Source organism: Leifsonia sp. T36S-04 (assembly GCF_042465655.1).
Lineage (GTDB): Bacteria > Actinomycetota > Actinomycetes > Actinomycetales > Microbacteriaceae > Leifsonia.
This window is the reverse complement of the sequence record NZ_CP146286.1, coordinates 3,094,067-3,117,162: the sequence shown is the minus strand read 5'-3', so window position 1 is coordinate 3,117,162 and position 23,096 is coordinate 3,094,067. Positions and strand designations below refer to the sequence as shown.

21 protein-coding genes are annotated in these 23,096 nt (G+C 69.4%); 8 read left to right on the top strand and 13 right to left on the bottom strand.

Annotated elements, in window-relative coordinates; translation table 11 throughout:
- Positions 1-21: 21 nt before the first annotated feature.
- From P3F85_RS15180 to P3F85_RS15170, 3 genes are all read right to left on the bottom strand, one after another.
- Positions 22-306, bottom strand: a complete 285-nt coding sequence (locus tag P3F85_RS15180; RefSeq protein ID WP_374008681.1) for a hypothetical protein — start codon at positions 304-306, stop codon at positions 22-24.
- A 107-nt stretch (positions 307-413) separates the two neighbouring features.
- Positions 414-2,282, bottom strand: coding sequence for a sigma-70 family RNA polymerase sigma factor (locus P3F85_RS15175; RefSeq protein ID WP_374008680.1), 1,869 nt, complete (start codon positions 2,280-2,282; stop codon positions 414-416).
- A gap of 102 nt (positions 2,283-2,384) precedes the next feature.
- Positions 2,385-3,056, bottom strand: coding sequence for a phosphatase PAP2 family protein (locus tag P3F85_RS15170; RefSeq protein ID WP_374008679.1), 672 nt, complete (start codon positions 3,054-3,056; stop codon positions 2,385-2,387).
- Between the two features lie 184 nt (positions 3,057-3,240).
- Here P3F85_RS15170 and P3F85_RS15165 point away from each other — a divergent pair, with 184 nt between their 5' ends.
- From P3F85_RS15165 to P3F85_RS15155, 3 genes are read left to right on the top strand one after another with little or no spacing between them, the layout of a single operon-like run.
- A complete protein-coding gene (locus tag P3F85_RS15165) occupies positions 3,241-4,926 on the top strand; it encodes an MDR family MFS transporter (protein WP_374010952.1) in 1,686 nt (561 codons plus the stop codon).
- A gap of 23 nt (positions 4,927-4,949) precedes the next feature.
- The gene (locus tag P3F85_RS15160) at positions 4,950-5,420 is read left to right on the top strand and encodes a MarR family winged helix-turn-helix transcriptional regulator (RefSeq protein WP_374008678.1); all 471 of its coding nucleotides are present in this window, start codon (positions 4,950-4,952) and stop codon (positions 5,418-5,420) included.
- Positions 5,421-5,467: 47 nt separating this feature from the next.
- Positions 5,468-6,250 carry a hypothetical protein gene (locus tag P3F85_RS15155; RefSeq protein WP_374008677.1) on the top strand — a complete coding sequence of 261 codons (783 nt, stop codon included), beginning with the start codon at positions 5,468-5,470 and terminating at the stop codon, positions 6,248-6,250.
- A gap of 106 nt (positions 6,251-6,356) precedes the next feature.
- Here P3F85_RS15155 and P3F85_RS15150 read toward each other — a convergent pair whose 3' ends face one another.
- Positions 6,357-7,367, bottom strand: coding sequence for a PHP domain-containing protein (locus tag P3F85_RS15150; protein WP_374008676.1), 1,011 nt, complete (start codon positions 7,365-7,367; stop codon positions 6,357-6,359).
- 47 nt (positions 7,368-7,414) lie between these two features.
- On the opposite strand from P3F85_RS15150, the gene P3F85_RS15145 reads away from it, so the two are divergent.
- On the top strand, positions 7,415-7,984 hold the full coding sequence (locus tag P3F85_RS15145) for a dihydrofolate reductase family protein (RefSeq protein WP_374008675.1): 570 nt from the start codon (positions 7,415-7,417) through the stop codon (positions 7,982-7,984).
- A gap of 35 nt (positions 7,985-8,019) precedes the next feature.
- Entirely contained in the window at positions 8,020-10,362 is a 2,343-nt protein-coding gene (locus P3F85_RS15140; protein WP_374008674.1) for an ATP-binding cassette domain-containing protein, read from the top strand.
- Between the two features lie 10 nt (positions 10,363-10,372).
- Here P3F85_RS15140 and P3F85_RS15135 read toward each other — a convergent pair whose 3' ends face one another.
- The 9 genes from P3F85_RS15135 to treY form a co-directional block, all read right to left on the bottom strand.
- Positions 10,373-10,843 (bottom strand): GNAT family N-acetyltransferase, encoded by a 471-nt coding sequence (locus tag P3F85_RS15135; protein ID WP_374008673.1) that lies wholly within the window; start codon positions 10,841-10,843, stop codon positions 10,373-10,375.
- A gap of 76 nt (positions 10,844-10,919) precedes the next feature.
- Positions 10,920-12,260, bottom strand: coding sequence for a cation:dicarboxylate symporter family transporter (locus P3F85_RS15130; protein WP_374008672.1), 1,341 nt, complete (start codon positions 12,258-12,260; stop codon positions 10,920-10,922).
- A gap of 96 nt (positions 12,261-12,356) precedes the next feature.
- Positions 12,357-14,114 carry a glycoside hydrolase family 15 protein gene (locus P3F85_RS15125; RefSeq protein WP_374010951.1) on the bottom strand — a complete coding sequence of 586 codons (1,758 nt, stop codon included), beginning with the start codon at positions 14,112-14,114 and terminating at the stop codon, positions 12,357-12,359.
- A gap of 11 nt (positions 14,115-14,125) precedes the next feature.
- Positions 14,126-14,980 carry a serine/threonine-protein kinase gene (locus tag P3F85_RS15120; RefSeq protein WP_374008671.1) on the bottom strand — a complete coding sequence of 285 codons (855 nt, stop codon included), beginning with the start codon at positions 14,978-14,980 and terminating at the stop codon, positions 14,126-14,128.
- On the bottom strand, positions 14,980-17,016 hold the full coding sequence (glgX, locus tag P3F85_RS15115; RefSeq protein ID WP_374008670.1) for a glycogen debranching protein GlgX: 2,037 nt from the start codon (positions 17,014-17,016) through the stop codon (positions 14,980-14,982). The genes P3F85_RS15120 and glgX overlap by 1 nt, the downstream gene beginning before the upstream one ends.
- A gap of 158 nt (positions 17,017-17,174) precedes the next feature.
- Positions 17,175-17,543, bottom strand: coding sequence for a type II toxin-antitoxin system death-on-curing family toxin (locus P3F85_RS15110; RefSeq protein WP_374008669.1), 369 nt, complete (start codon positions 17,541-17,543; stop codon positions 17,175-17,177).
- Positions 17,540-17,743, bottom strand: coding sequence for a hypothetical protein (locus P3F85_RS15105; RefSeq protein WP_374008668.1), 204 nt, complete (start codon positions 17,741-17,743; stop codon positions 17,540-17,542). The genes P3F85_RS15110 and P3F85_RS15105 overlap by 4 nt, the downstream gene beginning before the upstream one ends.
- A 51-nt stretch (positions 17,744-17,794) precedes the next feature.
- Entirely contained in the window at positions 17,795-19,501 is a 1,707-nt protein-coding gene (treZ, locus tag P3F85_RS15100; protein ID WP_374008667.1) for a malto-oligosyltrehalose trehalohydrolase, read from the bottom strand.
- The gene (gene treY, locus P3F85_RS15095) at positions 19,498-21,762 is read right to left on the bottom strand and encodes a malto-oligosyltrehalose synthase (protein WP_374008666.1); all 2,265 of its coding nucleotides are present in this window, start codon (positions 21,760-21,762) and stop codon (positions 19,498-19,500) included. Before treY ends, treZ begins: the two co-directional genes overlap by 4 nt.
- Positions 21,763-21,895: 133 nt before the next feature.
- Between treY and P3F85_RS15090 the strand changes: the two genes are divergently transcribed.
- From P3F85_RS15090 to P3F85_RS15080, 3 genes are all read left to right on the top strand, one after another.
- Positions 21,896-22,201, top strand: a complete 306-nt coding sequence (locus P3F85_RS15090; RefSeq protein WP_374008665.1) for a hypothetical protein — start codon at positions 21,896-21,898, stop codon at positions 22,199-22,201.
- Between the two features lie 13 nt (positions 22,202-22,214).
- The gene (locus P3F85_RS15085) at positions 22,215-22,694 is read left to right on the top strand and encodes a MarR family winged helix-turn-helix transcriptional regulator (protein ID WP_374008664.1); all 480 of its coding nucleotides are present in this window, start codon (positions 22,215-22,217) and stop codon (positions 22,692-22,694) included.
- Between the two features lie 152 nt (positions 22,695-22,846).
- Positions 22,847-23,020, top strand: a complete 174-nt coding sequence (locus P3F85_RS15080) for a CsbD family protein (protein WP_374008663.1) — start codon at positions 22,847-22,849, stop codon at positions 23,018-23,020.
- The last annotated feature ends 76 nt before the right edge of the window (positions 23,021-23,096 follow it).

Sequence of the window (23,096 nt, the reverse complement as noted above, 5' to 3'; positions counted from 1 at the left end):
CGGCGCGTCGACCGCACCAGGTCAGAGCTGGAGGGGCAGCGCCTCGACCGTCGACTTGAAGCGGTCGATGATCCGGTAGGCGTCCGCCGACCCGCCCTCCTCGACGCGCACGGTGTCGTAGACACGGAATTCGAGGGCCCGCAGTTCGGTCAGCCGCTCGGACCGCTCGTTGAGGAGAGCGGAACGCAGCGGCGAAGACGGGTCTCGCGGGATGAGAGGGGTCACCACCTCTCCGCGCCATCCGTCCGTGATCACGCTGATGAGCCGCGCCGCGCGCTCGCGGGGGCCGTAAGGGGTGGGCCTCATTTCGTCCTCTGGATCTGCCGGTGAGGTGGGTGCGCCGTCGACCGATTCGGTGGCCGAGGCTCTCACCTGTATGGACGCAGCTCAGGGGAGAACGTGACGCCGATCCGTCATTTGCCCAGGTTCCATTGCGCTCTGATCTGCTCGGCGGTCAGCGCCACGCGGTAGACCGCCGCGTACGCGAGGTCGCCCGTGAACTCGCGCTGCGTCGGCGTATCCGGGCCCCAGCTGTCGAGGTTGTCGAAGCCGACGCGCCAGTAGCCGTCGAAGTCCTGCGCGCTCACCACCGCGTCATCGTGCGCGACGCGCTCGCCGTCGACGTAGAGCGACATCCCCTGCAGGGAGAGCGTCGCCGTCGCCTGGTGCCAGTCTCCATCGGCGTAGCCGCGCGTGGAGGCGACCGTGTGCACGGCGCCCGGGAACACGCCGAAGACGAGCCGCCCGTCGTCTGTCAGGAAGAGGTGGCGGTCGTAGTAGGTGGACAGCCCCTGAGCGCCCGAGCTGTAGCCGATCAGCCGGCCGCCGCCCGCTGTCGTCCTGAACCAGATCTGGACGCTGAAGACGTCGGTGGGCACGTCAGCTGTGCAGTCGCGAAGGGACCACGCGGCCCGGCCGGACGATCGGTCGTATTCGGCTGGTCTCGCGTGGATGAAATCCACGGCGCTGCGTGCGTCGCCGTCATCGAGCCGGTAGCCGGCGTACGTGTCACCGGCCGGCACCGATCGGACGGCCGCCTCGCGCCGTGGAACGGACTCGGTGACCGGCGTCGACGGGGTGGCTGTGGGTTCGCCCGGACGCGCGGCCGGGGGGATCGGGAGCGCGGAGCCCGAGTCGCGCGAGGGCGCGAAGGGGGGCCGTGACCTCTTCGCCGGCGGGTCGGTCGGCCGGGTCGGCGGTGTCGCCGGCTGCTCCCGAGCCTGAGGGGCGGGCGCGTCGTCCGAGTGCGAGCCGTCGGGAGCCGAGCGCCCTCCCGACGGGGGCGGCCCCGCATCGGTGACCGGCGCGCGCGTGCCCTGATCGGGCAGGGCGCCCAGCACCGTGCCCGTCGTCAGGACGGCGGCCACGAGAACGCTGGCGGCCACGGCCGTCGCGCCGGCATGGGAGCTGGAGCCGACGGTGCTGATGAGTTCCTGAACGCGTGCCCTCGGCGAACCCGGTGGGACGGGGGCATCCGCTGCAGCAGCGCTGGTCGTCGAGTTCGCCCAGCCGGCGTACGCGGTGGCGCCCGCCGCCCCCAGCAGGAGCGGAAGGAGGCTGAGCGCGAGCCGAGAGCTGATGTTGCTCGCCTCGGTCGCGGCCCTCGAACAGGATTCGCACGTGTCGAGGTGCTCCACCACGCGCCGTCGTTCCACTCTGGAGAGCTTGTTGCGGGCGTGCGCTCCGAGTCGGCAGACGGTCCAGGCGTGCGCCCCGTCGCCGGGGCCGAGGTCGGCGAGGTGGGCGCTGATCCAGGCCTGGCGAAGACCTTCGCGTGCCCGGACCGTCATCGCGGAGACGGCGTTGGGAGTGATCCCCAGCAACGGCGCGACGTCGCGCGGCGCCATCCCCTCCACCTGCGTGTACCAGAGCACTTCCTGCCAGCTGTCCGGCAGCGCGTAGAACGCCTTGGCGATCGTCTCCCGTTCGATCTTGTCGAGCGCCGTGACCTCGCTGTACGACCAGTCCTCGATCGCGTCGGGGTCCTCGATGTTGGTGGCACTCTTGCGGCGCGACCAGTCGATCGCCACGTTGCGGACCGTCGTCGCGAGGTAGGAGCGGAAGCCCGCCGACGGCCCGTTGCCCTTCTCGACGGCCTTCAGGATGCGCGCAAAGGCCTCGGAAGCGAGGTCGTCCGGTTCGAATCTGCCGGTGATGGCAGCCGCCATGGCGCACGCCGACGGCCAGTGGCGCTTCCAGAGCACGCCATAGGCGGCAAGATCGCCGTCGCGCGCGCGGAGGAGCAGGTCTGAGTCGGAGAGGTCGTCGAGTTCACGAGTCATAAGGGGTCGGGTTCCTTACGGGCATTGCGGGGTTTATTGACTAAGACGCACCCGCTGCCGGATCGTGACGCGAAACGGCCGAATCCGTTTCGCAGGCTCCCTCTACCTCGGGGTGGGGCGCCCCCGGCCTCGCGTCGCGAGGTTCCACAGCCCGGCGATGAGCAGGGCGCCGCCGACGCCGTTCAGGACACCGCCGACCACGTCGGTGCCGTAATGAACTCCCACGTAGAGGCGCGACCAGCCCACGGCGAGCACGAACAGGGCGCCGACGATGAGGACGATCGTGCGGGAGCGCGTGCCGCGGCAGACCATCGCCAGCGCGCTGACGAGGGCCACCGCGAAGACCACGTGCCCGCTCGGGTAGCTCAGTGTGGCGGGGGAGATGTGGAGCAGGTGGGTCAGGCCGCCGGTCGAGGGGCGCGGTTGCGCCACGATCGTCTTCACGACGAGCGTCGTCAGCCAGCCCGCTCCCGTGGTGACGCAGGCGCCCAGCGCCCTGCGCCATCCCACCGCGAAGAGCAGCACCACGAAGACCGCCGCCAGGATCACCGCGACGACCACGGGGTGGTCCAGCCGGTCGAGCACCAGGGCGGCGTCATCGAGCAGCGGCGAGTTGACCCGGTTCACCGCGCTGTCGAGTCCCGCCAGCCGCAACGCCGGCAGCGCCTTCGCGGCCAGGCCCAGGCCGATGGTGAGGACGAAGAGCACGACCGTCCACACGATCCAGTGGGCAGGCGTGACGAGCGACCAGGTGCGCGGGCGACGGGAGTCCATCCCTCGAGCCTAGGGAGAGCTCGCCGCCGAAGACTGGGGATGCCCCACGGGCGCCTATGAGGACGCTCAGTCGGCGATTAGTTGACGTTGGTCACCTAATCGTATATAGTTGATTCTCGTCAACCAATAGTTCTGAAGGATCTGCATGTCCACCACTCTCTCCAGGGATGGCTCACCAGTCGTGATGTCGCACCGCCAGGTGCTCGAATCCCTCTCCGGGCTCCTGCTCGGGATGTTCGTCTCGATCCTCGCGGGCACGGTCGTGTCGACCTCGATGCCGCGGATCATCTCCGAGCTGCACGGCGACCAGACGGCCTACACGTGGGTCGTCACGAGCACCCTGCTCGCGACCACCGTCTCCACCCCGATCTGGGGCAAGCTGGCGGACCTGTTCAATCGCAAGCTGCTCATCCAGCTCGCCCTCGGCCTGTTCGTCGTCGGCTCGGCGCTGGCCGGCTTCTCGCAGGACACCACGATGCTGATCGGCTTCCGGGTCGTCCAGGGCCTCGGCGCCGGTGGCCTGACCGCCCTCAGCCAGATCATCATGGCCGACATCATCAGCCCGCGTGAGCGCGGCCGGTACATGGGACTCTTCGGCGGCATCATGGCCGTCGGCACGGTCGGCGGACCGCTGATCGGCGGGCTCCTCACCGACTCGGTCGGCTGGCGCTGGAACTTCTTCGTCGGCGTCCCCGTCGCGATCCTCGCGATCATCCTGCTCCAGTACACGCTGAAGCTCCCGAAGCGTCCGGCCCGCAAGGTCCGGGTCGACTACCTGGGTGCGGCCTTCCTCGCCTCCGGCGTCTCGCTCCTGCTGGTCTGGGTGTCGCTCGCCGGCAAGAACTTCGACTGGTGGAGCCCGCAGTCCTTCTGGATGGTCGGAGGAGCGGTCGTGCTGCTGGTGGCCATGGTCGTCACCGAGCTGGTGGTGAAGGAGCCGATCATCCCGCTCGGGATGTTCAAGAACCGCACGTTCACGCTGGCCGTCATCGCGTCCATCTCGGTCGGCGTCGCCATGTTCGGGACCTCGGTCTACCTGGGCCAGTACATGCAGCTCGCCCGCGGCGCGAGCCCGACGGAGTCCGGGCTGCTGACCTTGCCCATGATCTTCGGCCTGCTGCTCTCGTCGATGATCGTCGGTAACCTGATCAGCCGGTTCGGCAAGTGGAAGGCGTTCATGGTCGTGGGCTCGGTCCTGCTGACCGTCGGTCTCTACGTGATGAGCACCATCTCCTACGACACCAACTATGTGCTGGTGTCCCTCTACATGCTCATCCTCGGCGCCGGCGTCGGAATGGTGATGCAGAACCTGGTGCTGATCGTCCAGAACACGGTCCAGCCCGAGCAGCTGGGTGCGGCCAGCTCGAACGTGGCGTTCTTCCGCAGCCTCGGCGGCACCATCGGCGTCTCGGTCATGGGCAGTGTGCTCGGCTCCACGGTCGTCAACATGATGAGCGATCGCAAGGACGACCTGCTGGCGGCCGCCGCGAAGAGCGGACCGGCCGGGCTCACGGCCCTGCAGTCGCTGCAGGGGGGCACGCTGCCCGAGGTGAACCACCTCCCCGTCGCCGTCCGGACCATCGTGGAGTCGGTCTACGGCCAGGCGGTGGCGGGCATCTTCCTCATCGCCGTCCCGCTCGCGATCGTGACGATCGTCGCCATCCTGTTCCTGCCGAACATCACGCTGGGAACGAAGACGGCGATCGAGCGGATGAACGAGAAGGCTGCGGGTGCCGACAGCCCTCTGGAGGCCGCCGAGGAGGACGCCCTCGAGGTCGCCGAGGCCCTGATCGGAGCGCCGGTCACCGGGTCGGTCGCGGCGGCCAGGCGGGCGCCGGGTACCGAACCGGGCGCTGGGAACGACCGCTAGACGGGCGCGTTAGGATCACGGCCATGGACAACACGGGACGGGTGGCGGAGGCCCCTGCGGCCTCCGCCGACCGGGCGATCGCCGATGTGGAGGAGCAGTTCACCCGGCTGTTCAACCAGGTGAGCATGTCGATGCGGGATCGCGCGTCGCACATCCACCCGGACCTCCAGCCCGGCGGGTACAAACTACTCAGCACGATCGTCCGCAGCGGACCCGTCCACGCGGGCGCGCTGGCGACCATGCTCTACACCGACAAGAGCGTGATCAGCCGGCAGGTGCGAATCCTCGAAGACATGGGCTTCGTCGAGCGGCAGACCGACCCGACCGACCGTCGGGCGAGCTTCCTGGCCGCGACGCCTGTCGCCATCGAGAAGGTCAATGAGGTGCGCGCGGCCGATCAGGCCAACCTGTATCGCAGCCTGCGGCGTTGGGACGAGGGCGACGTGCGCCGGCTCGCGGAACTCCTCGAGCGTCTGAACGACGTCGCGCGATAGTCGCTCCCGGTGGCGATTCAGCGGGACGCTGGTACCCTTCGACGGGTATGCCCTCCGCATCCGCCCCTCTCCGCCCCCGCGGCCGCTCGACCGGCCGTCGTGCCGCCGTGCCGACGCAGCGGGTGCGCATCCGGTTGCCGAGGCACAAGCGCCGTCCGGCGATGCCGCTGCACTACCGGATCGGGGTGACGTTCGCCGTCATCGGACTCGTGTGCGGATTCTCCATCGTGCCGACGGACGAGGCGCTCGCCTCGACATTGCGGATCGCACCGTCCACGACCCTGGCGCCCGGCGCTCCGGGTGTTCCCGGCGAGCGCACGCCCGGGCAGGCGCCCGCCCAGCAGCTGCTGGTGGATGCGACGATCGCCGCCCCGGTCGTCAACCGCGAGAACCTCAGCGCGACGGACGGGCTCCAGACCCTCGCGCGGGTCGGCACGAACGAAGCGTGGGCCAAGCTCGTCCTGATGTTCGGCGGCTGGCCGCAGACCGACGCGAACGTCACGGTCATGCTGCGATGGATGCGGCAGGAGAACGGGCCGCCCGACTGGTGGAACCGCAACAACCCCCTGAACAACGGCTACGGCTCGGGCGGCGGCGCCGGACTCGGCAGCTACCCCGACCTGGTCACGGCGGCGGAGTACTGCGCTAAGAACCTGCAGCGGGGTTACCCGGAGATCGTGGCGGGGCTGCAGGCGGGCACGTCGGCCGACGCCACGGCCGCCGCGATCTGGGCGAGCCCGTGGGCCACCAGCCACTACGGCAACGGGACGCACTGGAGCACGCGCCCGGTCGACATCGTGCAGGCCCCCGCCTCCGCCTGGGGCCTCTGACCCCTCCCTTCTCGTCTGACTGCGTCGAGGTGCACGTTGTGGCGGGTAATGCCGCCGAATAGGCGCCAGAAGGTGCACTTCGGGGCTTGATTGGTGGGGGAGCGGGTCAGGACTTGGCGAGGTAGGTGCGGAGGCGCTCGAGGGGCCAGGTGGTGATGATGCGGTCTGCGGGCACACCGTTGGCGACCGCGCGCGCGGCGCCGTACGCGAGGAAGTCGAGCTGGCCGGGCGCGTGCGCGTCCGTGTCGATCGAGAAGTAGCACCCGGCGTCGAGGGCGCGCTGGATGAGGTCGTCCGGCGGATCCTGTCGCTCGGGCCGCGAGTTGATCTCCACCGCGACCTGGTTCTCGACGCACGCGGCGAACACCGCGTCCGCGTCGAACTCGGAGGGCGGACGCGTTCCCCGCGAGCCCTGCACCAGCCGGCCGGTGCAGTGGCCGAGCACGTTGGTGTGCGGGTCCCGGATCCCGCCGAGCATCCGCTTCGTCATCGTCCGCTTGTCAGAGCGCAGCTTCGAGTGGACGCTGCCGACCACCACATCCAGCCGCGTCAGCAGTTCCGGGGTCTGGTCGAGAGTGCCGTCCTCGAGGATGTCGACCTCGATGCCCGTGAGCAGGGTGAGGGATCCGGTGTCGAGGCCGGCGATGACGTCCAGCTGCTCCTGCAGCCGCTCCGCACTCAGACCGCTGGCGACGGTCAGGGTGGGGGAGTGGTCCGTGATCGCCTGGTACTCGCGGCCCAGGGTGGCGGCGGCCGCAGCCATGACCTCGATCGGAACCGTGCCGTCCGACCATTCGGTGTGGCTGTGCAGGTCGCCCCGAAGCTGGGCGAGCAGCTCGATGCCGCCGGTGTCGAGCGGGGCGGCGTTGCGCTCCCGCAGGTCGGCCAGGTAGGAGGGCACCTCGCCGTCGACCGCCTGGGCGATCACCTGGAAAGTGCGGTCGCCGATCCCTTTGGTGCGCTTGAGCCGGCCGTCGGCGACGCGTGCGGCGAGCTCCCCCTGGCCGATCCCGTCGATCGTCGCGGCCGCTCGCCGGAAGGCCTGCACCTTGAAGGTCGGGGCGAGTTCCCGCTCCAGCCAGAAGGCGATCTCGTTCAGTGCGTCGACGGCATCCATGGGGCCCATGCTCCCACCGTGTCGGTGGTACCCGGTACCGTCGCGGCATGGGGAGGATTATCTTCGACACGGCGGCGACCCTCAACGGGTGGATCGCCGACGAGCACGACTCGCTGGCCTGGCTCTTCGCGGTCGAGGGCGGCGAGGTGCCGGACGCCGAGCTGCTGCCCTCGGGGGCGACCGTGATGGTGGAGGGGCGCACGACGTACGAGTGGGTGCTGCGCGAGTCCGACATCCTCAGCTCTCCCGAGAAGTGGCAGGAGTTCCACGGCACCCGGCCCGCCTTCGTGTTCACGCACCACGAGCTGCCGGTGCCCGAGGGCGCCGATATCCGGTTCGTGTCGGGGTCGGTGATGGATGCGCTGCCTGCCATCCGCGAGGCTGCTGCCGGCGGCGACATCTGGGTCGTCGGCGGTGGCGACCTGGCCGGGCAGTTCTTCGACGCCGGTGCGCTGGACGAGTTGGCGGTGTCGATCGCGCCGGTCACGCTCGCCGGTGGAGCGCCGCTGTTCCCGCGACGGGTGGAGTCCGACCGCCTCCGTCTCGAGTCGGCGACCGCAATCGGCCAGTTCGCGCGGCTCCGGTACACCGTGCATCCCGCGGCTCCGGCCTCCTGAGATAGCGTGGGTCGCGCTCGACGGAGGGAACCGACATGACCGCTACGGCCGACAGCCACGACGTGATCCGCGTGCAGGGGGCACGCGAGAACAACCTGAAAGATGTCAGCGTCGAGCTGCCGAAGCGGCGGCTCACGGTGTTCACCGGGGTGTCCGGCTCGGGCAAGAGCTCGCTCGTGTTCGGCACGATCGCCGCCGAGTCGCAGCGGATGATCAACGAGACCTACAGCTCGTTCGTCCAGGGGTTCATGCCCTCCCTCGCCCGGCCGGACGTGGATGTGCTCGAAGGACTGACCACCGCGATCATCGTCGACCAGGAGCGGATGGGCGCCAACGTCCGCTCGACGGTCGGTACCGTCACCGACGCGAATGCGATGCTGCGCATCCTCTTCAGTCGGCTGGGGCAGCCGCATATCGGGTCGCCGCAGGCGTTCTCGTTCAACATCCCCTCGGTGACCGGCAAGGGCGCCATCACGGTCGGCGGCAAGACCGAGCGGCGCGAGTTCAGCCAGCTGGGCGGCATGTGCCCGCGTTGCGAGGGGATGGGGTCGGTGAGCGACATCGACCTGACCCAGCTGTTCGATGAGAGCAAGTCGCTGGCCGAGGGCGCCATCACGATTCCCGGCTACACCGTCGACGGCTGGGCGGTGCGGATCATCGCCAACTCGGGTTTCGTGCCTGCAGACACGCCCATCCGCGACTTCACGGAGCAGCAGCGCACGGACTTCCTCTACAAGGAACCGGTCAAGGTCAAGATCGAGAACATCAACATGACCTACGAGGGCCTCATCCCGAAGGTCCAGAAATCGTTGCTGTCGAAGGATGTGGATGCGATGCAGCCGCACATCCGGGCCTTCGTGGAGCGAGCGGTCGCCTTCACGACCTGCCCGGAGTGCGGCGGAACGCGGCTGAGCGAGGGTGCGCGATCCTCGAAGATCGCCGGAATCAGCATCGCGGACGCGTGCGCGATGCAGATCACCGACCTCTCCGACTGGGTTCGTTCCCTCACCGAGCCGTCGGTCGCGCCTCTGCTCCGGAACCTGCAGCACCTGCTCGACTCCTTCGTCGACATCGGGCTGGGCTACCTGTCACTCGACCGCCCCTCCGGCACGCTCTCGGGAGGCGAGGCGCAGCGCACGAAGATGATCCGGCACCTCGGGTCGTCGCTCACCGACATCACGTATGTCTTCGATGAGCCGACGGTCGGCCTGCACCCCCACGACATCCAGCGGATGAACGAGTTGCTCCAGCAGCTGCGCGACAAGGGGAACACGGTGCTGGTCGTCGAGCACAAGCCGGAGGCGATCGCCATCGCCGACCATGTCGTCGACCTCGGGCCGCGGGCCGGGTCGCAGGGCGGCGAGGTCGTCTTCGAGGGGACGGTCGAGGCGCTTCGCGCGAGCGGCACGCTGACCGGTCGGCATCTGGACGACCGCGCCCGGCTCAAAGAGACGGTGCGGACTCCGAAGGGGGCGCTGGAGGTCCGCGGGGCCCGCGAGCACAACCTGCAGGGTGTGGATGTCGACATCCCGCTCGGCGTGCTGGTCGTCGTGACCGGGGTGGCAGGGTCGGGCAAGAGCTCGCTCATCCACGGGTCGGTCGCCCCGCGGGACGGCGTCGTGGCCGTCGACCAGGGGGCGATCCGCGGATCGCGGCGCAGCAATCCGGCGACGTACACGGGAATGCTCGAACCGATCCGCAAGGCGTTCGCCAAGGCCAACGGCGTCAAGCCGGCGCTGTTCAGCGCCAACTCCGAGGGTGCCTGCCCCAACTGCAACGGCGCCGGGGTGATCTACACCGATCTCGGCGTCATGGCGGGGGTCTCGACGGTCTGCGAGGTGTGCGAGGGGCGACGCTTCGACGAGTCGGTGCTCGAGTACACGCTGGGCGGGCGCGACATCAGCCAGGTGCTCGCCATGCCGGTCGCCGAAGCCGAGCAGTTCTTCGCGGAGGGCGACGCGAAGCTCCCGGCCGCCCACGCCATCCTGAAACGGCTGTCGGACGTGGGGCTCGGCTACCTGACCATCGGCCAGCCGCTTACTACTCTGTCGGGCGGGGAGCGGCAGCGGCTGAAGCTGGCGACGCACATGGCCGAGAAGGGTGGCGTGTACGTGCTCGACGAGCCCACGACCGGGCTGCACCTCGCCGACGTGGAGCAGTTGCTTGGCCTGCTCGACCGGCTGGTCGACAGCGGCAAGTCGGTCATCGTGATCGAGCATCACCAGGCGGTGATGGCGCACGCCGACTGGATCATCGACCTCGGTCACGGGGCCGGGCACGACGGTGGACGGTTGGTCTTCGAGGGCACACCGGCGGATCTCGTCGCCGACGGCTCCACCCTGACCGGGCAGCACCTGGCGCGTTACGTCGGCGCCTGAGCCCTCCGGTCTACGAGAGCTCGAGGGTGAAGTAGCAGCTGTTGGGGTCGTCGGTATACGCGTCGAAGGGAGGGCACGGGCGGAAGCCCGCCCGCTCGTAGAGGCGCCGCGCCGGAGCGAAGAAGTCCATCGATCCGGTCTCCAGCGACACCCGCCGGACGCCGCGCGAGCGCGCGTCGGCGAGTGCCGCATCCAGAAGCACTGCTCCGACGCCCTGGCCTCGGCGCAACGGGTCGGTCCGCATGCTCTTCAACTCGTCGTGACCGGATTCAAGGGTCGCGAGCGCGACAGTGCCGACGATGGCCCCCGAGTCCACGGCAGTCCACAAGCGGACATGGGGTCGTTGCAACCCGGCCAGATCGAGGGCATGCCGGCTGTCCGCCGGAGCGGTGGGCTCCATATCGTCCAGATGCGCCTGGAGGAACTCGGCAAGGGCCGGGTCGGCGAAGTCGGCTCGGGTGACGACGAGGGAAGCGGTCATACATCCGACGCTAGCGTGGGTGCATTTCGCACGCGTTTCCCGCCGCTCGGCCGAGGCGGGTTCAGCGGGTCGGCTCCTACGCTTCCGCAGGCTCAGCGTGCTCCGCGCGCTCCGCGTCCAGGGTCAGCCGCTCGGGCTCCTCGACGAAGGGATCCTCGCCCGCGAGGACCCGGCGCATGCGGGCACGGTCGAGTCCGCCCGTCCACCGTCCCACCAGCAGGGTGGCGACGGCGTTGCCGGTGAAGTTCGTCAGGGCGCGCGCCTCCGACATGAAGCGGTCGATTCCCACGATGAAGCCGACGCCGTTCAACAGGTCGGGTCGATGCGCCTGCAGACCGCCCGCGAGGGTGGCGAGTCCCGCGCCCGTCACACCGGCCGCGCCCTTCGAGGCGATGATCATGAAGACGAGCAGGGAGAGTTGCTGACCCAGGTCCATCGGCTTGCCAAGGGCCGAGGCGATGAACAGGCTCGCCATGGTCAGATAGATGGCCGTCCCGTCGAGATTGAACGAGTATCCCGTCGGCACGGTGATCCCCGCGACATGCTTCGAAACCCCGGCGTGCTCCATCTTGGCGATGAGTCTCGGGAGGGCGACTTCGCTGGAGGAAGTCGACACGATCAGCAGGTATTCGCGCCCGAGATAGCGCATGAGCCGGAAGATGTTGGCCCCCGCGACGATCCAGAGCAGGCCGCCGAGGATCACCGCTATGAACAGGGCGCAGGTGAGGTAGAACGCGCCCATCAGGGTGCCGAGCCCCACCAGCGCGGCGATCCCGGCGCTGGCCACGACCGCGGAGATGGCGCAGAAGGCTCCGACGGGGGCGGCCCACATGATCATGGTGAGAATCCGGAAGACCAGGCCCTGAAGGCTGCCGATCGCGTCGAGGATCGGGCGGCCCTTCTCACCCATCCGCTGCAGCGCGAACCCGGTCAGCAGAGCGACCAGCAGCACCTGGAGGATGCTCCCGTCCACCAGGGAGGAGAACAGCGTGGCCGGGATGATCCCGAGCAGGAATTCGGTCGTGCCCGCCGCGGCAGGCGGTGCCGTATAGGTGCCGGCGGCGAGGTGCAGCCCCTGGCCCGGATGGATCAGATTGCCCACGGCCAGGCCGATCCCCAGGGCGACGGTGGACATGACGATGAAGTAGGCGAGCGCGATGCCGCCGACCTTGCCGACGGTCGCGGCTTTCGCCACCGAACCGACGCCGAGGACGATGGTGCAAAAGATGACCGGTGCGATCATCATCTTGATCAGGGCCACGAAACCGTCGCCGATCGGTTTCAGGTTCTTGCCGAACTCCGGCGCCATGAGACCGACCACGATGCCGGCGGCGACGGCAACGATGACGGCGACGTAGAGGACATGAGTGGACCGGGCCGCTTTCCGGGTCGGCTGTGGAGAGTGAGCGAGCGACATTGCATCGACCTTCCGTGAGGTGGCTGGAGCCCTCGGTTGAGTGCTCCCCTTACCTCAGACGGGGCGGAGGTGCGATCGTGACGCGGCTGGTGCGTCTCAGCGCCGCAGGTCGGCGATGGTGAGAGCGGCGTCGATGAGCCCGAGGTGGGAGAGCGCCTGCGGGAAGTTCCCCCAGAAGGTGCCGCTCTCATCCATCATCTCGGCGTAGAGGCCCACGTCGTTCGCACGCGCCACCAGGTCGTCCATTAGCGCAGATGCCTCAGCCACGTCGCCGACGCAGGCGAGCGCCGCCGCCAGCCAGAACGAGCAGGCGACGAACGGCCGCTCGCCTTCGGCCGCCGCGCCGGTGAACCGGTACAGCAGCGGTCCGCTGCCCAGCTCGCGGCGCAGCGCGACGATCGTGGACCGCATCCGCTCGCCCCGGTCGAACCCGCTCGGCGCGTGCAGCAGCACCGACGCATCCAACTCGTCCTCGCCCGCGACCATCGTGTATGCGCCGAGACTCTCCGACCAGCAGTGCTCGTCGACCCACTCGTGGATGAGGTCGGCCTCGCGCTCCCAGCGCGCGGGATTGCCGTCGGCCTGGCCCAACTCCGCGAGCTGCCGCGCGGCCTGAAGGGCCTGCCAGCACCCCATCTTCGACGACGTGTGGTGGCGCAGCTCGGTCAGCTCCCACATCCCCGAGTCCGGCTGGCGCCAGACGTCGCAGACCCGGTCGGCGACGTCGGAGACGAGCCGTCGGGTCGGGACGTCGAGCACGTTGCCGGCCGTCGCATACGCGAGCGCGACGCTGAGCAGGTCGCCGTAGACGCCCAGCTGGAGCTGGTCGGCCGCCCGGTTGCCGGTGACGACCGGTCCGATGTCGTTCCAGCCCGGGACATCGTGGGTGCGCGGCTCGGCGCAGGATTCCTCCCGCAGCCCGTACAGGATGCGCAGTTCCGCATCGTCGCCCTTCACAGCGCGGAGCAGCCAGGAGATCGCGGCGTGCGTCTCCTCGCGGAGCCCGAAGCGGGACAGCGCCCGAAGTGTGTAGGCGGTGTCCCGCACCCAGGCGAACCGGTAGTCCCAGTTCTTGCCGCCGTGCGGGGTCTCGGGGAGCGACGTGGTCGCCGCGGCGGCGATCGCGCCCGTCGGTGCGTACAGCAGCAGCTTCAGCGCGAGGGCGCTGCGCTGGACCGCGTCCGCCCAGGGCCCGGAGTAGGAGAAGGTGCGCGACCACAGCTCCCAGTTCGACACCGTGCGGTCGATCCCGATGTCGACATTGCCCGGGTCGGGCAGGTGCAGCGGCTCGTCGTCGGTGGCGACGATCGTGAGCGTCCTCCGGCTTCCCGCGGTCACGCGGATGCGTCCGCCGAAGCGCGGGGCGTCGGTGTCGTCGACGGCGTCGACCAGCCCCGTGACGCCGATGTTGACCGTTCCCACCCGCAGGATGCGACGCCCATCGACGTGCTCGGCCCACGGGCCCGACGTGCCGAGCACCGTTCCCGGCTCCACCGACCAGTCCATGACGACCGTGCCGGAGACACCTTCGATGCGCCGCGCCAACTCGAGCCAGGGCAGGCGCCCGGCGACGCCCGTCACCAGCGCGTCGGTGACCACGGCAGTGCCGGTCGCCGTGGTGAACGTCGTCTCGAGCACGTTGGTCCCCGGCAGGTACCGCCGCACGGCCTCGAACGCGCTCACGGGATGCAGCAGCATCCGGCCGCCGTTCTCCCGATCCAGCAGCGAGGCGAAGACGGGAGGGGAGTCCAGGCTCGGGATGGGCAGCCAGTCGACGGTGCCGGAGCGGTCGATCAGCGCGACCGTGCGGCCGTCGCCCAGGGCGGCGTGGTCCTCGATGGCGGCATCGCCCATCCCGGCCGTGGTCACACCTTCTGCAGGCCGGCGGCCGAGATGACCGCCTCCCGGAACAGGGGGGTCAGCTGCTCGGCGGTGGGTCGCTCCGCCGGATCGCTGGAGGTCATGGCCAGCAGGATGCGCGTCCAGTCGTCCGGCAGGTTCTGCGGCACCGGCGGTTCGTGGTCGAGGCGCGCAAGGGCCGCCTCCACCGCGTCGCCCGGGTAGGTCACCGTGCGCGTGAAGCACTCCAGCAGGACGAGGCCCAGGGAGTAGATGTCGCTCGCCGGGGTGGCCGGCTGGCGCATCGCCTGCTCGGGGCTCAGATAGGCGGCCGTCCCGGTCGTCTTGCCCTCGTCGGGCTGAGCCGCCACGCCCGTGATTCCGCTGGCGATTCCGAAGTCCGTCAGCCGTGCGCGGGCGCGGAACGTGGTGGTGCCGTACGACACGAGCATGATGTTCGACGGCTTGATGTCGCGGTGGACGACGCCGTTGGCGTGCACGTACTCCAGCGCCTCGGAGATGTCGTACGCGATCTCGGCCGTCTCCTCAAGCGTCAGCTCCCGTTCGTCCAGGACGGCGGCGAGGTCGGTTCCCGAGACAAGCTCCATGATGAGGAACGGGCGCGGGTCCTTCGGCGCGGTGTAGTCGATCCCCGCGTCGATCAGCGACACGATCCCGTGGTGGCTGAGGCGCGCGAGCGCCGCCTGCTCGGTGCGGTACTGAGCCATCTCCTCCTCGCCGCCGGAACGGTAGAGCTTGATGGCGACCTCCCGTCCGAGCAGCTCGTCCGTGGCGCGGAAGATGCTCGCCTCGCCGCCGCGGCCGATCACGTGCTGCGGACGGTATCGCCCCAGCAGCGCAGGGATGGTCGAGTCGGCCATCAGCTGTTCCGAGACCTCAGCAGGGCGAAGGACGACTCGCCGAGGATGACGCTCTCGCCGTCGGCGAGAGTCAGCTCGGGGTCGCTCGAGAGCTCCAGCTCCCAGTCCGCGCCCCTGGCCTCCGGCAGCACGAACTCCACGCCGTTTCCGGCGGCGTTCAGCATCAGCAGGAACGAGTCCGCCCCCTCGTGACGCAGCTCGAAGGCGATGGTCCGCGCATCCGGGTCGCCCCAGTCCTCGTCGGCGAACGGCTCGCCGTCGGCGCGCAGGATGCAGACCACATCGGGGCCGCCGACCTCCGGTGCATGGCGGTACCAGACCGGTCGCAGTGCCGGCTCGGAGCGCCGCAGCCGGATCAGCTTCGACGTGAACGCGTGCAGGTCCCAGTCGGCGTTCTGCCAGTCGAACCAGGAGATCTCGTTGTCCTGGCAGTACGCGTTGTTGTTGCCCCGCTGGGTCCGGCCGATCTCGTCGCCGCCGAGGATCATCGGCACGCCCGCCGACAGGAGCACGGTGGCCAGGAAGTTCTTGCGCTGCCGGATGCGGAAGGCGGTGATGCCCGGGTCGTCGGTGGGACCCTCGACGCCGTAGTTGCTGGACCGGTTGTCCGATTCGCCGTCGCGGTTGTCCTCGCCGTTGGCCTCGTTGTGCTTCTCGTTGTAGCTGGTGAGGTCCGCCAGGGTGAACCCGTCGTGCGCCGTGACGAAGTTGACGCTGGAGAGCGGCGCGCGCCTCGAGTCCTCATAGATGTCCGGGCTTCCGAGCACACGCTGCGAGAGGGTCGAGAGGACGCCGGGCTCACCCCGCCAGAAGTCGCGCACGTCGTCCCGGAACTTCCCGTTCCACTCCGACCAGTCGGCCGGGAAACCGCCCAGCTGGTAGCCGGCCGTATCCCACGGCTCGGCGATCATCTTCACCCCGGCGAGTGTCGGGTCCTGCTGGATGAGCGTGAGGAACGCGCTGTGCAGGCTCGCGTCGCCGCCCTGCCGGGTCAGGGTCGTGGCCAGGTCGAAGCGGAAGCCGTCGATGTGCATGTCCTCGACCCAGTAACGCAGCGAGTCCATGATCACCTGAAGCGCCGCCGGGTGGCTGACGTTCCAGCTGTTGCCGGTTCCGGTGGTGTCGAAGTAGTGGGCCGCGTCGCCCTCGACCAGCCGGTAGTACGAGGGGTTGTCGATGCCCTTGAAGCTGTAGGTCGGCCCCATGTCGTTGCCCTCGGCGGTATGGTTGTAGACCACATCCAGGATCACCTCGATGCCGGCCGCGTGGAGTGCCTTCACCATGCCCTTGAACTCGTCCACCTGGTGACCGGTGTCGCCGGTCGCGGCGTACTCGTTGTGCGGTGCGAAGAAGCCGATGGAGTTGTAGCCCCAGTAGTTGCGGAGGCCCTTCTCCTTCAGGTGCGCATCCTGGACGAACTGGTGGATGGGGAGGAGCTCGACCGCCGTGACGCCGAGGTTCTTGAGGTACTCCACCGCGGCGGGGTGGGCCAGACCGGCGTAGGTGCCGCGGAACTCCTCCGGCACCCACTCCATCAGCTTCGTGAAGCCCTTCACGTGCATCTCGTAGATGATGGTCTCGCTCAGCGGCGTGTGGGGTCGCTCGTGGTCGCCCCAGTCGAACTCCTGGCGGTCGATCGCGACGCCGAGCGCGACGTGGCGTGCGCCGTTGGTGTCGCTGCGGCGCCGGGGGCGCCCGAGCTGGTGGCCGAACACGGCTTGGGTGTTGTCCCAGGAGCCCGTGACCGCACGCGTGTGCGGGGGGAGCAGCACCTTGGCGGGCGAGAACCGGAGACCGTTGGCCGGGTCCCACGGGCCGTCGACGCGAAGTCCGTACCGGGTGCCCGGGACCAGACCGGGGACGAAGCCGTGGAAGACGTGTCCAGTGCGGTCGGTCAGCTGGGTCTGCTTCTCGCGGCCGCGCCCGTCGAAGAGCGAGACGATCACTGTGTCTGCGTGCTCGCTGTAGACAGCGACATTGGCGCCGCCCTCGCGCAGGGTGATCCCCAGCGGGTACGGCGTGGAGCCGGCGGTCATCGGTCTGCTCCGTCGCAAACTCGGCTGCCGGGCGGGCAGCAGTACAGGGGACGGGGCAGGGACACGGTGTCTCCGATCGGCGGTAGACCGCCACGATACCGGGGGCGCGACGCTCCCTCCAGGCATTGACACGGAGCGGCCGGGACGTTAGACGCGGCTCATAACGGTGAAACCCGCGCCTCCATCCACGTCACCACCTCGACATGCTCGGCGCTCCCGTCGGCTACGCGGCGTATGAAGACGTCGGCTTCGTGGACCGGCCCGCTGGCCAGATGAAAACCGTTCAGCGCCAGGAAGGTCTTTGCGACGATCCATGCGAGGCGCTTGTTGCCGTCGGCGAGTGGATGGTTGCGGTTGATAGCGACGAGCAGAGCCGCGGCCTTGGCGAGCTCGCCGTGATAAACCTCCTCGCCGAACACGGGCAGCGGTGCTGCAAGAGCGGACAGCAGGAGATTGCTATCGCGTACGTGAAAGCCGAGCTGCTGGATCAGCCCACGCACATCTCGCGGCTGGAGGTACTCGGTCACCGGGAGAGTGCGTCGAGCAGCGCTGCGTCCTCCGCGAGGATGCGGTCCATGATCGCCCGGGTGCGCGCAGACGTGTCGAGTCGGGCGGCGCGCTCTTCGAGCGCGAGCTTCACGACCTCGGTCTTCGTCCGGTGCTCGGCGCGCGCCAGCGTTTCGAGAAGCTCTTCGTGCGCGGCGTCAAGCCGCAGGTTCATGGCCATTTCGCCTCCTGCTGTACCAACTGGTACCTCAGTGTATCAATCTCGCCCTGATCACACCCGGGTCACGCGCACCGCCTCGCCGAAGGCAGCGACGGCGTCTGAGGGCGCCGGGCCGAGGCCGGTGCCGGAGAGGCTGACCTCCACGAGCAGACCGCCCCGGGCGAAGCGGAAGATGCCGTCGCTGTACGCGACGTCCTCTGCGGGAGCGTCCACCGGCACGGTCCGGCGGAGCGCCGTCAGGGTGCGGTACCAGTCCAGCATCCGCGCGTTCTCCGGTCGGTCGCGCTCCGTCCAGTCGAGCTTCGATCGCTCGAAGGTCTGGGGGTCCTGGGGGTCGGGGACGACCGCCGGATCCCAGCCCATCTTCGCGAACTCTGCGATGCGGCCCTCGGCCGTCGCGGTGCCGAGTTCGGGTTCGGGGTGCGACGTGAAGAACTGCCACGGCGTGGTCGCCGCCCACTCCTCTCCCATGAACAGCATCGGCGTGAAGGGCCCGAGCAGCGTGAGCGCGGCAGCCACGGCCAATCGGGCCGGGTCGAGGGTGGCCGTCAGCCGGTCGCCCGCGGCACGGTTGCCGATCTGGTCGTGGTCCTGGCTGAAGGCGACCAGGCGGCGGAAGGGGATGTCCGCGTCGAGGGGACGGCCGTGGTGACGCTCGCGGAAGCTCGACCAGGTCCCGTCGTGGAAGAAGCCACGCTGGAAGACGCGGACCAGCGCATCCGGTACGGCGAAGTCCGCGTAGTATCCGGTGGCTTCACCCGTGAGGTTGGCGTGGATGCTGTGGTGCACGTCGTCGTCCCACTGGGCGTGCAGCCCGAATCCGTGATGCGAGCGCCTGCGGATCAGCTTGGGGTCGTTGAGGTCGCTCTCCGCGATGAGGGTGCGCGGTCGCCCGGTCTCGCCGGCGAGCTCGTCGGCGAGCACCGCGAGCTCCTCGAGGATGTGCGTGGCGGTGTGGTCCTGCAGCGCGTGCACCGCATCCAGCCGCAGCCCGTCGACGTGCAGCTCGCGCAGCCAGTATTCGGCGTTGTCGAGGATGTAGCGCCGCACCTCGTCGGAGAGCGGGCCGTCGAGGTTGACGTTCACGCCCCAGGTGCTCGCGCCCTGACCGAGATACGGACCGAACTTCGGCAGGTAGTTGCCGCTCGGACCGAAGTGGTTGTAGACGACATCCTGGATCACCGCCAGGCCGCGCTGGTGGCAGGCGTCGACGAAGCGCTGATACGCCGCCGGTCCGCCGTACTGCTCCTGCACGGCGTACCACAGCACGCCGTCGTACCCCCAGTTGTGCGTGCCGTTGAACGCGTTCACCGGCAGCACTTCGATGGCGTCGACGCCGAGGTCGACCAGATGGTCGAGGCGCGCGACGGCCGCGTCGAGGGTGCCCTCGGGAGTGAAGGTGCCGATGTGGAGTTCGTAGATCAGCGCGCCCGTCAGGTCACGGCCCTCCCACGCGCCGTCGGCCCAGGTGTGGCCGCGTGGGTCGAACTCGCGGCTCAACTCGTGGACGCCGCGGGGCTGGCGGCGGGACCGGGGGTCGGGGAAGGGGCCCTCCCCGTCGACCACGAAGCCGTAGTCCGCTTCACCCTGCGGGAGACCGGGCGACTCGGCGAGCTCCCACCAGCCTCCGGCCGGATCCGTGTCCGTGGCGGGGATCGCCGTGAGCGGGAACGTCCCGAGCCCGGAGATGACGACATCCACGGTCCGAGCCGTCGGTGCCCAGACGGCGAACCGCCGCTCGCTCTGGCCGCCGGTCATCGGGTCACCGCCAGCAGTGCGACCGGGTACCGCTCGAACACGGACGCGACAGGGACGCGTCCGCGGTGCTCCCGGCCGGTCAGTTCATCGCGCACGGGGTTGTCCCCCAGATCGACGGTGGTGTCCGCCCAGCCGCCGGTGGCGGAGAGGCCGACGGGCAGGCGGGTGGCGAGCGCGATGGCGCCGCCGCGGTCGAACCCGACCACGTGCCCGGCGCGGGAGCCCTCGGCATAGACCGGACGATAGCCGGTGAAGAGCTCCGGCCGGTCGCGCAGCAGACGGAGGGCCCGGGAGGTGACCAGCACCTTGGCCGCGCCCGACGAGTCGATCTCGGGCTGCCATCCCTCATCGATGTGGGCGAGGAGACCGGCCGACACGTCGAACTCCACGGGGCGCCGGTTGTCAGGATCGACCAGCGACCGCTCCCACCGCTCCGATCCCTGGTACACGTCCGGCCGCCCGGGGGCGAGCAGCTGCAGCAGCTTCGCGCCCAGGCCGTTGCTCGCGCCGGGGGCCTCGATGACCGCCGCCAGCGCCTCCACCTCGGCCCGGACGCGGTCGTCGTCGAAGGCTGCGTCGATCGCGGCGGCCATGCGCGCCTCGAAACGCTCGTCCGGGTCGGTCCAGGAGGTCGATGCGCCGGCCTCGCGCGCCGCCTTCAGCGCATAGTCCTGAAGGCGCTCGCGGGATGCGGGCCACGCACCGACGACCGCCTGCCAGAGCAGGCTCTCCAACGATCCGTCGCCCAGGGAGACGTGCTCGCGCACCGTCCGCAGGAACCGCTCGAAGCGTCCCGGCAGCTCGGCCAGCACGGCGATGCGCGCGCGAGTGTCCTCGCCGCGCTTGGTGTCGTGGGTGGAGAGTGCGGTCATCGACTCCGGCATCCGCCGCTCGCGGTCCTCCTGCCGCCGGTGGAACTCCTCGGGCGAGACGGCGAACTCCGCGGGATCGCCGCCGACCTCGGTGAGCGAGGTCAGGCGCGTGAAACGGTAGAAGGCGTTGTCCTCGACGCCCTTCGCCATGATGGCTCCGGTCGTCTGCTCGAACCGGTCGCCGAGACGCTCGGTGATCCGGACGATCACCGGAGCGAGGTCCGGCCGTGACTCGGCAGCGGCGCGGCGAGCCTCATCGAGGTACTCGGCGCCGAACGGAAGGTAGCTGCGGTACACGGGGAACCAGGCCGCGAGCTCGGCGACCGCGTCCGCGGTCTCCTCGTCGGTTCCCTCGCCCAGCTCGCGGACCACGCGCAGCACCTCCGAGCGCAGGATGCCGTCGGCGACGGCCCGCTTGCGGCGGTGCACGAGTTCGATCCAGTCGCCGTTCTCCTCCCGGTCGTCGAACTCGCCTGCCAGAGCCGTCAGCGGGCCCTCACCGGAGGGGTCGACGAAGACCCGGTCGATCGTGCCGAGGGCGTCGTAGCCGGTCGTGCCCTGGACCGGCCAGTCGGGCATCCGCTCGTCGCCCTCGATGATCTTCTCGACCCAGATCGGGGCGTCGCCCGCCAGAGCGCGGAGTCGCTCCAGGTACTGACCGGGATCGCGCAGGCCGTCCGGATGGTCGACGCGCAGCCCATCCACCAGGCCCTCGCTCAGCCAGCGGCCGATCTCGCGGTGGGTGTCGTCGAACACCTGCTGGTCCTCGACCCGCAGCCCCGCGAGCGTCGTGACGGCGAAGAACCGCCGGTAGTTCAGCTCGGCGTCGGCCCGGCGCCACGACATCAGCTCGTAGTGCTGGCGGTCGTGCACCTCGCGCGGAGTGCCGTCGCCGGTCCCGGGAGCGATCGGGAACCGGTGGTCGTAGTAGCGGAGCTCGCCGTCCTCGATGCGGAGCGCGTCCTCCTCGTCCGGGCCGTCGCCCAGGATCGGGAGCCGCAGCCGGCCGTGCCCGAACTCCCAGTCGATGTCGAAGTACGAGGCGTACCGGGACTCTTTGCCATACGTCAGGAGGTCCCACCACCACGGGTTGACCGCAGGTGTCGCGACTCCCATGTGATTGGGGACGATGTCGACCAGGACCTTCAGGTTGCGGCGGTGGGCCCCATCCGCGAACTCCCGCAGGGCCTCGGGACCGCCGCGGGATGCATCCACGCGGCTGTGGTCGACGACGTCGTAACCGTGCATCGAGCCGGGTTCCGCTTCGAGCAGTGGGGAGAGGTACACCCAGTCGGCGCCGAGGCGGTCAATGTGGTCGAGCACCTGGGTTGCATCGCGAAGGGTGAAGGCGGGGGAGATCTGAAGGCGGTAGGTGCTCACAGCCTTCATTCTGGAGGAGGCCCGACCGCGCGAGTAGGCCTTGAATAACTGCGGCCTGCGCATTGCTAGACAGGAAAGTTATACGTATAGACTAACTATTCCGCGTCGGACGTCGTCGCGTCATGGACAGGAGCGATCGTAAATGGGAGTGCTGAGTTACGGGGGCACGGACTACCACTTCGGCGATCGGCTGCTGTCGCACCTGCAGGTCGTCGTCACCACCAAGCTGCGCCGGCGGGAGAGCTTCGCCCTCAGCTGGGTGCCCGACGGAGACGGCGGGCGGGAGGCGATCTGGGTGGACAACGGCTTGCCCATCCGCTTCCGCTACGACGAAGCCACGATCGCACCCCTGAACCGGGAGTGGCTGGAAGCTCTGATGGATGGAACGCACCGGCCGAACGGGCTCCTCGTCATGCCGGAGCCCGCGCAGACGCCGGTCAGAACGTAGCGGGCGGTCGCCGATGCGGGACCGTGGGCAGGACGTTGTCGGCGCCGAGGTCGTCGGTGCTGAGGTCGTCGAGGCTCTGCGCGCGTTCAGTGTCGCGGAGGCCGCGCTGCGGCGTCGCTCGAAAGGCGCGCGGCGCAGGAGCGAGAACGACATCGCGGCGATGCGATACCTGCTGCGGGCGCACGAGGCGGGGCGCTCGGTCCGGCCGAAGGAGCTGGGCGAGTACCTCGGCATCCAGAGCTCCTCGGTGACGGCGCTGCTCGATCGGCTGGAAAAGGCCGGCCGCATCCGGCGGGAATCCAGCCCGGTCGACCGCCGCGCGCTCGTCGTCGTCCCGACCATTCCAGAGGACGAACGCCAGCGCGCCACCATCGGGGATGTGAGGCCGGAACTCGCGGAGGTTGCGGCATCCCTCGGCCCGGAGCAGGCTCGAATCGTCCTCGGTTTCCTCCGCCGGATGCGCGACACAGCAGACGCCATCGACCTCGACTGAAAGGGAGCCGGCGCCGTCGCGCGCCCGGCCGGTGCTCCTCGCGGTGGCCGCGAGTCGCCTGAGCGTGCGGTGGGATGTCGCTGGGCGGGGGTAGACCACTCGCGAGACGGGTGGGAACGTCTGTGGGGTACCGGACAACGAAAGGGGACCCCATGGGACTCGACGACAAGATCGAGAACGCTGGCGAGAAGCTGGGCGGCAACGCCAAGGAAGCCACGGGTAAGGCCACTGGCAACGAGCGCCTCGAAGCTGAGGGCAAGGGTGACCAGGTCAAGGCCGACATCAAGCAGGCCGGCGAGAAGATCAAAGACGCCTTCAAGAACTGACTTTTCCACGCGACGCCCCCGACTGATCAAAATCGGACGGGGGCGTCGTCGCGTCCGCCGATTCAGCTCCCGTTCA